The sequence below is a fragment of the Tropicimonas sp. S265A genome (assembly GCF_049800835.1).
In the GTDB taxonomy this organism is placed as follows: Bacteria; Pseudomonadota; Alphaproteobacteria; order Rhodobacterales; family Rhodobacteraceae; genus Dinoroseobacter.
Window position 1 is genome coordinate 69,743 of record NZ_JBNAFU010000003.1, and the last position, 14,383, is coordinate 84,125.

The window sequence follows — 14,383 nt, forward strand, 5'->3', positions numbered from 1 at the left end:
CTGTCATGGAGCAAACCCTGTCGTTGTCATTCCTCGCACCGGTAGCCCTGCTTGGCGTTGCTGCGCTGTCTTCGCAGCGATCCGGGCGACGTCCGGGCCAACTGCCTGTATGGTCCGAGAATGCGGCGCTTGCAGCTTTGGCACTTTCGGCAGGCGGCGTCCTGCAGTTTATTCTGGCCGGGCCTGCACAACTGGCGGTGTTTGAAGGTGCTGCATTCTTGGCCCTGCGCGCCGGTCCTGTCAGCGTCACGCTGGCCCTGCTGGTCGCGTTCATCGGCTGGGTCGTGATGCGCTACAGCCGCACTTATCTCGACGGCGAGGAAGGTGAGGGCAGATTCCACGGACTGATGCTGGCAACGCTCGCCGCCGTCCTCATCTTCGTTCAATCCGGCAGTCTGGCGGCGTTGATCTTGTCGGCAGCGCTGGTCGGTGTTGGCCTGCGCCACCTGATCCTGTTCTATCCTGAACGGTCCGAAGCCCGGCGCGCCGCTGCGAAATTCGCCTTGGTCTGGCATGGCGGTGATGTGATGCTGGTATGCTCTGCGCTCTTGCTTTTCGCGGCATTTGCCACAGCGGACATTGATGTGATCAACTCGATGGCCGCCAGCGCGGGCCTGACGCCCGTCGCACAAGCCGCCCTCGTTTTCCTTGTGGCTGCCGCGGTGCTCAAGACTGCCGCCTTTCCGTTGCACGGTTGGTTGACCGAGGTAATGGAGGCGCCAACCCCGGTTTCCGCACTATTGCACGCAGGCATCATCAATTCCGGCGGGGTTCTTCTGATCATGACTGCGGGCCTGGTTCAATCCAGCCCCGGCGCAATGGCGGCGTTGGTCATGATCGGCGGGTTCACGGCCCTGTTCGGCGCGGCAGTAATGCTGACACAGAGCGCGGTAAAGACCGCTCTGGCCTGGTCGACCGTGTCGCAAATGGGCTTCATGCTGCTGCAATGCGGGCTCGGACTGTGGGCTCTCGCACTTTTGCACATCGTGGCGCATTCGCTCTACAAAGCCCATGCTTTCCTGTCTTCGGGCGGTGCCGTCGCAGCGGTTGCGGGGCTGCGGCGTCCGGGTCCGGTTGCGGTCCCGAACCTCAATGCCGTCATGAAGGCCTTTGGTCTTGCGATTGTTCTTTACGGTGTGATCGCGGTGCTTTTCACGGCCCTCTTTGGTCCCAAAACCGCACAAGCGCTTGCCTTGGGCGCAATCCTGATCTTCGGCGTCGCGTACCTGGTGGCACAAGGTCTGGCAGACACTGCCCCCAGGGCTTTGACCAAACGAACCGCGCTGGCCTCGCTTGCTGCGGCGATCGCGTACTTTTCGTTCCAGGCGGTGGCCGAAGCGGTCTGGGGCCCCGCTCTGCCAACCCCCCCGGCCCCCGGTGCGCTGGAATGGGCGCTTGTCATCCTTGCCGTCGCCTCTTTCGGGTTGGTGGCGTTCGCACAAGCGCTGTTTCCATTGTGGGCGCATCATCCGTCCACGGCAGGGCTGCGCGTGCACCTTGCCAATGGTTTTTATCTGAACGCTTTGCTGGACCGCGCCATCGGCGGTTTCCGCATCACGAAACCCAATAACTGACGCGAGACTGACACCCATGTTCATGAAACATTCCGAAATCGCCCCCGCTGTGATGTCCAACGTCCTGAAAGCAGCCGAAGCAGCTGCACGGGCCATTCCACCTGCCTTCCCGCTTGAGGCAACCGTGGCCGTGAACCCGTTTCTTGGCCAGGCCACCGAGGATCTGGCGACGGCCTCTGCGCGGCTCAAAAGGGTCGCGGGCCTGCAAGCCACACAATCTGCTTCTGCGTACAGGGTCGCATTGGAAAACGGACGGATCACCGACGCGGACCTGTCCACAGCACTCGCGGCATCGACCTCGTCGCTAAAACCCGAAAGCGTTGCATCCCTGAAGTCTGCTGCGATGGGCGACGAAGACGCTCAACCCGTTGCACTGCCAACCATCGCGGCACTTGCTGCCGAGGCGACGGGGGTGGATTGGCCGGCGCTCGTTGAAAAAACCGTTGGGCTTTGGGCTGCGGGTCATTTTGACCGCGGACAGGCCCTGTGGTCGCCGACCCCGGGTACAGAGGCTTTCGCCGCGTGGCGGGCATTTGCGACCCATGATCTTACCCCAGAAATCGCCGGTCTGACTGGCTTTTGTGCGCATGTTACCCAAGCACCAGATACGGCAGAGCGTGCGATTACACGCGCAGCGGCAACCCTCGGCCTTGATGAAGCGTCCGCCGAAACCGCATTTCATCGCTTGTACATGGATCTCGGAGGCTGGTCACAGCACGCGCGGTGGCTTTTGTGGCAAGCCGAATTGGCAGGAAAGACCGATCGGACCTTGGTTGATCTGCTGGCCATCCGGTTGATCTGGGAAGAGGCACTTCTGAAGCATGTTCCAGAGATTGGACAGGCGTGGGCAGAGACAGTGGTCGCGCACGCGATGCCTGTTGCCCCAACGCGCGAGACGGTTGCTCTTGCCATTTTGCAGGACGCGAGCGACCGCGCCCATCAGCGGCAGTTGGCGGACGCTCTTGATGGTGCGTCGACCACTGGCGAAAGACCGTTTCTGCAAGCCGCGTTTTGCATCGATGTCCGGTCAGAAGTCTTTCGCCGGGCGCTTGAAACCGTGGATCCATCGATTGAAACAATCGGCTTTGCCGGCTTCTTCGGGTTGCCCCTCGCCCACAAGTCACACGGCTCCGATGTGGTTGAGGCGCATCTGCCTGTCTTGCTGAACCCGGCCGTTGAGACGACAAGCCACGCCGAGGGCCCTGCGGAACAGGACGTTCGGATCTCGGCCCGGACCTCGCGGGCTTGGGGCCGGTTCCGGCAGGCGGCAGTGTCGTCATTCGCATTCGTCGAGGCCGCAGGCCCGCTCTATGCTGGCAAGCTGGTGCGTGACGCGCTGGGGCTCGGAACAACGCCTGCGCGTCAGGAACCGGCACCGCGGGTTGTTGGTGATCTGTCCATCGAACAGAAGGTGGACACCGCGACCGCTGTCCTAAAGGCGATGAGCATGACAGAGGGCCATGGTCAGCTGATCCTCCTGCTTGGACATGGCGGACATGTCACGAACAACCCTCACGAAAGCGCGTATCATTGTGGCGCTTGCGGCGGCTACACCGGTGAAGTGTCGGCGCGCCTTCTGGCACTTCTTTTGAACGATCCAGAGACACGCGCGGGTTTGAAAGATCGCGGGATGGCTCTGCCGGAGGACACGTTGTTTGTCGCTGGTCTGCACGACACGACAACTGACCGTGTCTCTGTGTTCGAGGATAGCCTTCCACATCATAGGCCCGAGGATCTGCGCAAACTGCGCGGTTGGCTGGAGCAGGCGGGCAAGATCGCGCGGGCCGAACGGGCCGCAAAACTTCCCGGAGCGTCTGCGGACACGGTTGCGGCGCGCGCCCTCAACTGGGCCGAGGTCCGACCCGAATGGGGTCTTGCGGGGTGCGCGGCCTTCATCGCGGCACCGCGGAAGGCAACCGCTGGCAAGGATCTGAGCGGCCGCGCGTTTCTGCACAGCTATGACTGGCAGACTGATGAGGACTACAAAACTTTGGAACTGATCCTGACGGCCCCTGTGGTGGTGGCCAGTTGGATAAGCCTTCAGTATTTTGGATCCTCCGTCGCGCCCGAGGTATTCGGCGGCGGCAACAAGCTGATCCACAATGTGGTTGGCGGGATCGGCGTGATTGAAGGTAATAGTGGCCGCCTGCGCCCGGGCCTGCCGTGGCAAGCTGTCCACGATGGAAACGCGCTTGTGCACGAACCATTGCGCCTGTCGGTCATGATCGAAGCTCCGCGAGAAGCGATCCTTGACGTTCTTTCGCAGCACCCAGAGGTGCGCGGGCTTTTCGACAACAGCTGGCTGCACCTGTTCACTCTGAAGGACGGGCAGGTCGATGCGCGCTATCGGCCCGGTCTTTCGTGGGACGAGTACTCCCCTACGGAGCATGCGGCCTGATCGTCGGCTTATATCCGCATCTTTCGATAGCTGGCCGGGGTCTGCCCCGCCCAGCGCTTGAACGCCCGGGTAAACGCGCTTTGCTCTGAAAACCCCGTAAGAAATGCAATCTCGGAGAGCGAGTATTGCTCGTCTTTCATGAGACCTTCAGCGAGCTCGCGCCGCGTGGTTTCCGTCAGGGTCTGATAGCTGAGCCCATGCTCGGACAAACGCCGCTGAAACGATCTGGCGCTCATCCCCAGACTACGCGCAATATCGGCGACCTTTGGCAGGCCCTCGCTCAAGGATCGCGCGATTGCATCTTTCGTCATGGCCTCCAGAGATGGTTCATCGCGCAGGCTGCGCAGTTCCGCCTCCAAGTGGGACAACAGGAATTGCGTGATCCCTTCGTCGCCGAGCCGGGTGGGCTGCGCCATTGCCTCCGGCGATATGAGCAGGGCGTCGAGATCCGCGTCGAACCGCACCGGGCAGCCGAAGAAGGCCTCATGATCAGTAATGGATGCCGGTGCAGAGTGCTTGAACCGCACTTCGAGAGGAGTGAATGCGTCGGAGGTCACCTGCCGACAGAGCGACACGGTACTCGCAATCGTTGCTTCGTTGGACAGGCGCATCCCGAGCCTGCGAGGACCGGACCGGTGCAGGATATAAAGAACGCCCCGGTCGGTTTGGCGGAGTTCGTATTCGACGACGCTGGTCCAAAGCCGTGCATAGCGTTCAACCCGGGCAAAGGAACCGCCCAACGTTGGCGCCGCTTTCCAGGCAAGGCCAAGTGCCCCATATTCGTCGCACAGCATGGACGCCCCGACCCGGAGCGGAAGCGCAGTCGCGTCCGTTTGTTGTGCGATGCCTTCCAGCAAGTCGTAGTACACGGTGTCTCGCAGCATGACTTTGGGGTCCAGCGGCGCGTCAGATGAAAGCCCGGCCTCCGTCAGAAGTTCTGCTGCGTCGACGGTTGATCCCGCCGCAGCAATCACCTTCCGCGCGAAGAGCGACGTCACATACCCCATGCCCTTCAGTCTAGGCTAAGTCAGGGCGATATCCAAAGCGCGCGCCTTTCATCGCGGCCCGTAGGCCAGCCGATGCGCGCGCGCCGCTCTCAGCCCAGCTGATAGCCCGGTGTGGAAGCAGAGATCGCGCGCTCTTCCTCGTCCATGTCTTCGGCGATTCCTTCGAACATGGGTGTCGAAAGATATCTTTCGCCCGTATCAGGCAACATGCACAAGATGACGGCTCCGGTCTCAGCTTGCCGCGCGACCTCTTGCGAAATCGCAAATGTAGACCCACCGGATATTCCGGTCAGAATGCCTTCGGTGCTGGCCAGTTTCCGTGCCCACGCGATCCCGTCGGCGCCGGCAACCGGCAACAGCTTGTCGTAGAAGGACCGGTCGATGGATTCCTGCAAGACCTGCGGAATGAAATCCGGTGTCCAACCCTGGATCGGGTGTGGTTCGAAGGCACTATGGCTGACAAGTGGCGCGCCTGAGGCGTCGCGCTCCTGAGCGATCCCGCTGCCCAAAAGCTGTGCGTTGCCTGGTTCGGTAAGGATGATCTTGCAGTCGGGCCGTTCTTTGCGCAGCACACGGCCCACGCCGGACACCGTACCCCCGGTGCCGTAGCCCGTTACGAAGTAGTCAAGACGCTTGCCCCGGAAATCAGACAGGATCTCCTGAGCTGTGGTGTTTTCATGCATGTCGGCATTCGCTTCGGTTTCGAACTGATGCGCGAGAAACCATCCGTTTGCCTCCGCCAGTTCAACCGCCTTGCGGTACATGCCGAACCCCTTTTCCGCCCGCGGGGTCAGCACCACCTTGGCCCCAAGCATCCGCATCAGCTTGCGCCGCTCGATCGAAAAACTGTCCGCCATCGTGACCACGAGCGGATAACCCTTCTGTGCGCAGACCATCGCCAGACCGATGCCCGTATTTCCGGATGTCGCCTCCACGACAGTCTGCCCCGGAGAGAGGGACCCGTCGCGTTCGGCTGCCTCGATGATATTGAGCGCGAGCCTGTCCTTCACCGATGCCGCAGGGTTGAAGAACTCGGCTTTTACGTACAGCTCCACCCCCTCCGGCGCGAGGTTGTTGATCCGGATCACCGGGGTATTGCCGACCGTATCAAGGATGGAGCCAAAGAGTTTTCCCTGCCCCTCCGTCTTACGCATGGGAGGTCCTGAACCCATATTCTGTCCTTTCCGAGAATGGCCGAACCGCCCGGTCCGGGTGTTCGGTTGTCTTCGCCAAACGAGGTGCTGAAGGCTGGAGGTCTGCCAACCAGAGGCTCCTCGCACCGCAGCAGTCGTCCCTGATGGTGACTGGTTTTCTTGCGAATCTCAACTTTGCGCGGTCTAGAGCGCCTCCGCGAGGATTGCGGCGTAATGTGCGTCCTCCAACACAACAGCGTTCTTCTTGCTGGACGATGCGCCCGCCGATTGGCTGGCCAACTCTGCAAAATCGGATTCAACGACCCCGAAGGAGGCAAGCCGGGGCAGGCCGTTTGCGTTTTGCCAACTTTCCAACCCAGACAAGTCGTCCCCACCCTGTTTCGGTGCGAACACCTCAGCAATTGCGGCACAAGCATGCAGAATGCGTCGATGCGCGTCGCTCCGCGGATCTGCAACTTTCAGGTTCTGGCGCAGAACAGGCACAAGGAAGCGTCCACACAAGACGCCGTGCGGTGCGCCGTAGCGCCCCCCCAGCACAGACGCCAGTCCGTGCGCAGCCCCAAGCCCTGAGTTTGCTAGCGCAAGCCCGCTTGTCATGCTGACCCACGCCAGATCACGCCATGCCTGCGGCGTGCCATTTTTAATCACCGCACGCAAGGACCGCAACCCAAGGTCGATGTTCAGCCGCGTAAGAGCATCGGAAAACGGCGTTGCGGCGCAGGATGTGTAGGACTCGATGGTTTGCACAACCGCATCCAGACCTGAGCTGAGGATGGTTTCGCGTCGCGCCGACGGCAAAAGCAGCGGGTCCACCAGCGCTGTGACCGGGAACAGGGCACGCCCCCGCAAACTCACCTTCGCACCCCTGGACGGGAGCTCCAGAACGGCGTTTGCCGTCACCTCGGCCCCGGTGCCGGCAGTGGTCGGTACCGCGATGCATGGGATCGGACCGGGTGCGGCCAGCAGGTCGGCGGAGATTGCGGAGAAATCTTCCTTCAGCGTCAGATCGTGACCGAGGCAAAAGGCAACCGCTTTTCCAGTGTCCAGCACAGCCCCTCCGCCGCAGGCAACAACAGCCTCTACGGCCCTGGGACGCAATTCATCCACCGCGGCATTGATCGACGCAACCGAGGGTTCACCGGCGCAACGAACCTCGGCGACCGCGTAGCCTTGGGTGCGCAGGCGGGTGACAAGCGGCTCGGCGGCCACGCCGCGCCCGCCCCGGATCAGCGCCAGACTTCGGACACCCTTGGGCAGGACGTCGGCGATCCGCGTGCTCACGCCATCGCCGAAATGCACATTGGTCGGTGCGGAAAACGCGAATGGCTGCGCGGCGATCATTACTAGAACGCCATCGTACTTTGTACGGCGCGCTGCCACGCGGCGTACTTGTCGTTCCGTGTTGCCTCGTCCATCCGCGGGGAAAACCGTTCGTCCAGCGCCCAGGATTGCGAAAACTCCGCCTGATCCGGCAGGGCCCCCATTTTCATCCCTGCCAGCCAGGCAACGCCCACGGCCGTCGTTTCCAAAACCTTTGGACGGTCGACCGGAGCTCCGATGATGTCGGCCAGAAACTGCATCGCCCAGTCAGATGCGCTCATCCCGCCATCGACACGCAGCACGCCAGCGCCGGTGTCCGAAGTCCAGTCCGAGCGCATGGCCTCCAACAGATCGCGGGTCTGATACCCGACACTTTCGAGTGCGGCACGGGCCAGATCCTCGGGCCCGGAATTGCGGGTCAGACCAAAGATGGCGCCGCGGCAGTCAGGGTTCCAATAGGGCGCACCAAGACCGGTGAACGCGGGCACCAGCACCACCGATTGAGACGGATCGGCCCGTTCGGCCAGCGGCTGCGTCTCCGAGGCTTCGCGGATCATTTTCAACCCGTCCCGCAACCATTGGACCACGGCACCCGCGACGAAGATCGATCCCTCCAGAGCGTACGTCGGCTTGCCGTCCAGCTGATAGGCAATTGTCGTCAGAAGTCGATTGTTGGAACGGACCGGTGTGTCGCCTGTGTTGAGCAGGGCAAAGCACCCGGTGCCATAGGTGGATTTGAGCATGCCGGGCTCGAAACACGCCTGCCCCAGCGTCGCCGCCTGTTGGTCGCCCGCCACACCACGGATAGGGATCGATCGCCCGAACAGATCACTTCGGCACATGCCGAAATCGGCCGCGCTGTCCTTGACCTCGGGCAGCATGTCCATCGGGATATCGAACAGATCACAGATTGTCTGGCTCCAGCGCCCCTTGCGAATATCGTAGAGCATCGTGCGCGCAGCGTTGGTGGCATCGGTCGCATGAACTTTTCCACCCGTCAGCTTCCAGATCAGGAATGTGTCGACCGTCCCAAAGAGCAACTCTCCACGTCTTGCGGCATCTCGCGCGCCTTCGACGTTATCGAGCAGCCATTTCAGCTTCGTGGCCGAGAAATAGGGATCAAGCAGCAGGCCGGTGCGGTCCGTGAACATGTCCGAATGCCCGGCATCCCGAAGGGTGCGGCACTGATCGGCAGTGCGTCGGTCCTGCCAGACAATCGCATTGTGGATCGGCTTGCCGGTGGCCTTGTTCCAGACAACGGTCGTTTCGCGCTGGTTGGTGATCCCGATGGAGACGATTTCGGACGGATCAACGGACGCGCGCTCGATCACCGCGCGGCAGGTGCCTGCGGTCGTCGCCCACAGATCGGCTGGATCATGCTCCACCCAACCCGATTGCGGAAAGATCTGCGGAAACTCTTCCTGCGCGGTGGCGACGGGGTTTAGCGCCGTGTCGAACAGGATCGCGCGAGAGGACGTGGTGCCCTGATCAATCGCCAGCACGTAGGTCATCGGATCAACTTTCTGATGGTATCATCAGCGGCCCTCACGGGTCGGCTGGGTCGTGAAAGAAACGTGGGGCGCATTATGCGCCCCACATCATCGGTGTTTACTGCCAGGACTGGATCAGTTCGTCATAGGCGACGGTCATCGGCTCTTCGTCCTCGTTCTCCAGCTTCGGGAACGGCGCCCCGGGCTGTGCGAACCAGTGCTCGGCACCAAGCTCTTCGTTCATGACCGGACCAAGATCGCCCTGAACGCCTGCGCGCTCCAGGCGCTCAAGCACGGCTTCCTGTGCTTCGCAAAGGGCATCGAGGGCTTCCTGCGCGGTCTTTTGACCGGACATTGCGTCCCCGATGTTCTGCCACCAAAGCTGCGCCAGACGCGGATAATCCGGAACGTTCGTGCCGGTCGGCGACCAAGCCACGCGCGCGGGCGAGCGGTAGAACTCCACCAGACCGCCGAGCTTGTCGGCACGCTGCGTGAAGTGATCGCTGTCGATCGTGGACTCGCGGATGAAGGTCAGGCCTACGTCCGATTTCTTGAGGTCCACGGTCTTGGAGGTCACGAACTGGGCATAGAGCCACGCGGCCTTTGCACGATCCACCGGGGTGGATTTCATCAGCGTCCAGGAGCCAGCGTCCTGATAGCCGACCTTCTGGCCCTCTTTCCAGTAGACACCGTGCGGGGAGGGCGCCATGCGCCACTTGGGCGTGCCATCCTCGTTCATCACCGGCAGGCCAGGCTCGACCGTGGCGGCGGTAAACGCGGTGTACCAGAACATCTGCTGTGCCACGTTGCCCTGCGCCGGGATTGGACCCGCTTCGGAGAACGTCATGCCAGCCGCCGCCGGGGGCGAGTACTTCTGCAGCCACTCGATCGCCTTGTTCACGGCATAGACCGCGGCGGGCGAGTTGGTGGCCCCGCCACGAGCCACACAGGATCCGACCGGCTGGGAGTTTTCGTTCACACGAATACCCCACTCGTCCACCGGCAGGCCGTTCGGCTCGCCGACGTCGCCCATGCCAGCCATGGACATCCACGCATCAGTGTAGCGCCAGCCCAGCGAGGGGTCTTTCTTGCCATAGTCCATGTTGCCAAAGACTTCGCCTTCGACGCCGAGATGGCTCAGGTCGCGACCGGTAAAGAACTCGGCAATGTCCTCATAGGCGGACCAGTTCACCGGTACGCCAAGGTCATAGCCATAGGCTTCGCGGAAGTCGGCCTTGTTCTTTTCGTCGTTGAACCAGTCGTAGCGGAACCAGTAGAGGTTCGCGAACTGCTGACTGGGCAGCTGATAAAGCTTGCCATCGGGCCCGGTGGTGAAGCTGGTGCCGATGAAGTCATCGATGTCCAGCGTCGGCAGCGTCACGTCCGCGCCCTCTCCGGCCATCCAGTCGGTCAGGTTGCGCACCTGCTGATAGCGCCAGTGGGTGCCGATCAGGTCGGAGTCGTTGATGTAGGCGTCATAGATGTTCTCGCCCGACTGCATTTGGGTTTGCAGCTTTTCGACGACGTCGCCTTCGCCGATCAGGTCATGCGTGACCTGAATGCCGGTGATCGCGGTGAACGCGGGCGCCAGCACCTGGCTTTCGTATTCGTGTGTCGTAATTGTTTCGGAGACAACCTTGATCTCCATCCCCTGAAACGGCGCTGCCGCATCGACGAAGAACTGCATTTCTGCTTCCTGCTCTTCGCGGGACAGGACGGACAGACCGGCAATCTCGTTGTCGAGAAACTCCATCGCCGCGTCCATGTCGGCGAATGTTGGCGTGGCAGACAATGCCAGCCCAACAGCCACCGCCGTTGACGTTCTAAGTGACAAGTTCATGAAAAACCTCCCTGGTTGAACTTGAGTATCGTAGCAGCCGGGCAGGTTATCCTCTCACCCGGGTATTCATCGGCGCAGTCAGACGTATCTGAACACCAGAACGGCGTAGACCGCGCAGATCACAAGGGCCCACCACTGGGCCATGTCGGTCAGGCCCAGCCAGGCCAGATTGATGAAGGCCGAGCCGAGCAGCGTTATGAACAGCCTGTCCCCGCGCGTCGTCTCAATCCGCAGCACGCCCACGCGGGGCGTCTCGGGAAACTTGATCGCAAGGATCGTGAAGGTGATGAGCAGGCTGGCGATTACCATGAAGAAGATCGCCGTCGGCCAGGTCCATGCCATCCAGTCCATTAGGATTCTCCTGCCTGAGCGAAAGCGAGGAACGAGGCAATCAATCCTAAGATAAAGAAAAGGATCGAAGAAATGTATCCCGTTCCTGCGACCCGCACGTGCCAGATATTTTTCGCCAGCCACGTTTGCTTCGAGTCCACGTTCGCATATGTCTCGGTGTCATTGAGTATTTTCATCATCGCAAAATAAAGAACTCCGACGCCGGAAAACGCGCATACCAACCCAGCGGAGAAGCATCCGACCGCAAACCACAACTCCGGAGAAACGGAGGGTCTAATAAAAATCTGTCCGGAGAGTACGAGGCCAATTGCACCGCCGTGCAACCCAATCGCGGACTTTGCGAAAAAAGTCATCAGGCCCGATACGGTATCATACCGCTTGTCGTGCAGCTGAAGAACGAACTCTTCAGAAGAAAAAACTTTCTCTGCAACCTTTGACATCACACCCTCCCCAACGCAAAGCCCTTGGCGATGTAGTTGCGCACGAAGTAAATCACCAAAGCGCCCGGCACGATGGTCAGAACCCCCGCTGCCGCAAGCACGCCCCAGTCAATACCAGCGGCCCCTTGCGTCCGGGTCATAATCGCAGCGATGGGCTTTGCGTCAACCGTGGTCAGTGTGCGGCTCAGCAGCAGTTCCACCCATGAGAACATGAAGCAGAAGAACGCCGCCACACCGATGCCCGAGGCGATCAGCGGCATGAAGATCTTCACGAAGAAGCTGCCGAAGGAATAGCCGTCGATATACGCTGTCTCGTCGATCTCTTTCGGGACGCCGCGCATGAACCCTTCGAGGATCCAGACCGCCAGCGGCACGTTAAACAGACAATGCGCCAGCGCCACGGCGATATGCGTGTCGAACAGACCGACGCTGGAGTAGAGCTGGAAGAACGGCAGCGCAAAGACCGCGGGCGGCGCCATCCGGTTGGTCAGCAGCCAGAAGAACAGGTGCTTGTCGCCCATGAAGTGATAGCGGCTGAACGCATAAGCTGCGGGCAGCGCCACGGCGAGGCTGATAACCGTGTTCATCACGACATAGATCAGCGAGTTGATGTAGCCGGTATACCAAGCCGGATCGGTCAGGATCGTTCGATAGTTGTCGAGCGTCGGGTTCGACGGCCAAAGCGTGAAGGTGCTAAGGATCTCCGTGTTGGTCTTCAAGCTCATGTTCAAAAGCCAGTAGATCGGCAGCATCAGGAACAGCAGGTACAGGGTCATGACGACCGTGCTGCTCTTGACCTTGGGCAGGGCAAAGCCGCGGCTCTCGGTGCGCGTGATCGAAGCGTCGGCCATGGATCAACCCTCCCGCTTATCGAGGTTGGTCATCACGGTGTAGAACACCCATGAGATCAGAAGGATCACGAGGAAGTACATGATCGAGAAGGCCGCAGCAGGTCCGAGGTCGAACTGACCGAGCGCCATTTTTACCAGATCGATGGACAGCATCGTGGTGGTGGAGCCCGGGCCACCGCCGGTGACCACAAACGGTTCGGTATAGATCATGAAACTGTCCATGAACCGCAACAGAACCGCGATCATCAAGACGCCCATCATCTTTGGCAGTTCGATATAACGGAATACGTTCCAGCGGCTCGCCTGATCGATCTTGGCCGCTTGATAGTAAGCGTCCGGGATGGATTTCAGTCCCGCGTAGGCCAGCAGCGCCACGAGCGAGGTCCAGTGCCAGACATCCATGACGATGATCGTCACCCAAGCCGCAAAAGGATCGCTGGTGTAGTTGTAGTCGATTCCGAGCCCGGCAAGCGTGTGGCCCAGAAGGCCAATATCCACCCGACCAAAGATTTGCCAGATGGTGCCGACCACGTTCCACGGGATCAGCAACGGTAGGGACATCATCACAAGACAAAAGCTGACCCAGAACCCGCGCTTGGGCATGTTGAGCGCAATGAAAACACCAAGCGGGATTTCGATGGCAAGGATGATGGCCGAGAACATGAGCTGGCGCCCGAGCGCGTCCCACATCCGGTCGTCACGGAGCATGTCCTGAAACCACTCCAGCCCTGCCCAGAAGAACTGGTTGTTTCCAAACGTATCCTGCACCGAGTAGTTCACGACCGTCATCAGCGGGATGACAGCAGAGAACGCCACAAGGATCAGCACCGGCAGAACAAGAAACCATGCCTTTTGATTGACTGTCTTTTCCATCAGGCGGCCTTTCCTTCGGTGCGCCAATCATCGACGTAAACATTCACATGTGCCGGATCGAAGGCCACACGGGTCATGTCGGGTGAAATCGATACGTCTTCTGCGGCAACGATATTGATTTCGCTGCCAAACAGGTCGGCGCGCACGATCTTGTGGCGACCCACGTCTTCGACGCGCCTCACCTTGACGGGCAGGCCCTCGCCATCGGTCAATTTCACGAATTCCGGGCGCACGCCCAGTTCAACCTTGCCGGACAACGGCTCAAAAGCCCGGTCCAGTTTCAGGGTGGCGCCGTGAACCGTTGCCGTCATCCCGTCGATTGAGGCCGGGATGACGTTCATGCCCGGGGAGCCGATGAAATAGCCGACAAACGTGTGCTCAGGCCGCTCAAACAGTTCCTGCGGTGTGCCGATCTGCACCACGCGCCCATCATACATGACAACGACTTTGTCAGCGAAGGTTAGTGCCTCCGTCTGGTCATGGGTCACATAGATCATCGTGTGCCCGAACTCGTGGTGGAGCGATTTCAGCTGCGTCCGCAATTCCCACTTCATGTGGGGATCAATCACCGTCAGCGGTTCGTCGAACAGGAGCGCGTTGACATCCTCACGCACCATGCCCCGACCTAGACTGATCTTTTGTTTGGCGTCTGCCGTCAGACCGCGTGCGCGCTTGTCGAGTTCGGCTTCCATCCCGATCATCGCACCGATCTGCTGCACGCGCTCGGAGATATATTGTGCGCTCGCCCCACGGTTCTTCAGCGGGAAGGCGAGGTTGTCGCGCACGGTCATCGTGTCGTAGACCACCGGAAACTGGAACACCTGCGCGATGTTGCGGTCTGCCGTACTCGCGCCGGTCACGTCCACGCCGTCAAACAGGATGCGCCCCTGGCTCGGATGCAGAAGGCCTGAGATGATGTTGAGCAAGGTCGATTTCCCGCAGCCCGACGCCCCAAGCAAGGCGTAAGCCTCGCCATCCGACCAAACATGGTTCAGTTCCTTGAGCGCAAAGTCATCTTCGCCCGCCGGGTTGGGAAGGTAGGAATGCGCGAGGTTGTCCAGCGTGATCTTTGCCATGGTCCCCTC

The 14,383-nt window shown here is 60.7% G+C and carries 12 protein-coding genes; 2 read left to right on the plus strand and 10 right to left on the minus strand.

The window, feature by feature from the left end:
- Window positions 1-5 precede the first annotated feature (5 nt).
- Window positions 6-1,574: a proton-conducting transporter membrane subunit gene (locus ACP15N_RS10395; RefSeq protein WP_425092198.1), complete on the plus strand. Its 1,569-nt coding sequence runs from the start codon at window positions 6-8 to the stop codon at window positions 1,572-1,574.
- Between the two features lie 16 nt (window positions 1,575-1,590).
- Window positions 1,591-3,972 (plus strand): YbcC family protein, encoded by a 2,382-nt coding sequence (locus tag ACP15N_RS10400; RefSeq protein ID WP_425092199.1) that lies wholly within the window; start codon window positions 1,591-1,593, stop codon window positions 3,970-3,972.
- An 8-nt stretch (window positions 3,973-3,980) separates the two neighbouring features.
- On the opposite strand, the gene ACP15N_RS10405 is transcribed toward ACP15N_RS10400, so the two are convergent.
- The 10 genes from ACP15N_RS10405 to ACP15N_RS10450 form a co-directional block, all read right to left on the minus strand.
- Window positions 3,981-4,979 carry an AraC family transcriptional regulator gene (locus ACP15N_RS10405; protein ID WP_425092200.1) on the minus strand — a complete coding sequence of 333 codons (999 nt, stop codon included), beginning with the start codon at window positions 4,977-4,979 and terminating at the stop codon, window positions 3,981-3,983.
- A gap of 89 nt (window positions 4,980-5,068) precedes the next feature.
- Window positions 5,069-6,133 carry a PLP-dependent cysteine synthase family protein gene (locus ACP15N_RS10410; protein ID WP_425092201.1) on the minus strand — a complete coding sequence of 355 codons (1,065 nt, stop codon included), beginning with the start codon at window positions 6,131-6,133 and terminating at the stop codon, window positions 5,069-5,071.
- A 183-nt stretch (window positions 6,134-6,316) separates the two neighbouring features.
- Window positions 6,317-7,474, minus strand: coding sequence for an iron-containing alcohol dehydrogenase (locus ACP15N_RS10415; RefSeq protein ID WP_425092202.1), 1,158 nt, complete (start codon window positions 7,472-7,474; stop codon window positions 6,317-6,319).
- A 2-nt stretch (window positions 7,475-7,476) separates the two neighbouring features.
- Entirely contained in the window at window positions 7,477-8,964 is a 1,488-nt protein-coding gene (gene glpK, locus ACP15N_RS10420) for a glycerol kinase GlpK (protein ID WP_425092203.1), read from the minus strand.
- Window positions 8,965-9,061: 97 nt separating this feature from the next.
- Window positions 9,062-10,783, minus strand: coding sequence for an ABC transporter substrate-binding protein (locus tag ACP15N_RS10425; protein ID WP_425092204.1), 1,722 nt, complete (start codon window positions 10,781-10,783; stop codon window positions 9,062-9,064).
- Between the two features lie 78 nt (window positions 10,784-10,861).
- A complete protein-coding gene (locus tag ACP15N_RS10430; RefSeq protein WP_425092205.1) occupies window positions 10,862-11,134 on the minus strand; it encodes a DUF2160 domain-containing protein in 273 nt (90 codons plus the stop codon).
- Window positions 11,134-11,574 carry a hypothetical protein gene (locus tag ACP15N_RS10435; RefSeq protein WP_425092206.1) on the minus strand — a complete coding sequence of 147 codons (441 nt, stop codon included), beginning with the start codon at window positions 11,572-11,574 and terminating at the stop codon, window positions 11,134-11,136. Before ACP15N_RS10435 ends, ACP15N_RS10430 begins: the two co-directional genes overlap by 1 nt.
- A complete protein-coding gene (locus tag ACP15N_RS10440) occupies window positions 11,574-12,425 on the minus strand; it encodes a carbohydrate ABC transporter permease (RefSeq protein ID WP_425092207.1) in 852 nt (283 codons plus the stop codon). The genes ACP15N_RS10435 and ACP15N_RS10440 overlap by 1 nt, the downstream gene beginning before the upstream one ends.
- Window positions 12,426-12,428: 3 nt before the next feature.
- Window positions 12,429-13,298: a carbohydrate ABC transporter permease gene (locus tag ACP15N_RS10445; protein WP_425092208.1), complete on the minus strand. Its 870-nt coding sequence runs from the start codon at window positions 13,296-13,298 to the stop codon at window positions 12,429-12,431.
- Window positions 13,298-14,374, minus strand: a complete 1,077-nt coding sequence (locus ACP15N_RS10450) for an ABC transporter ATP-binding protein (RefSeq protein WP_425092209.1) — start codon at window positions 14,372-14,374, stop codon at window positions 13,298-13,300. Before ACP15N_RS10450 ends, ACP15N_RS10445 begins: the two co-directional genes overlap by 1 nt.
- Window positions 14,375-14,383: the final 9 nt, after the last annotated feature.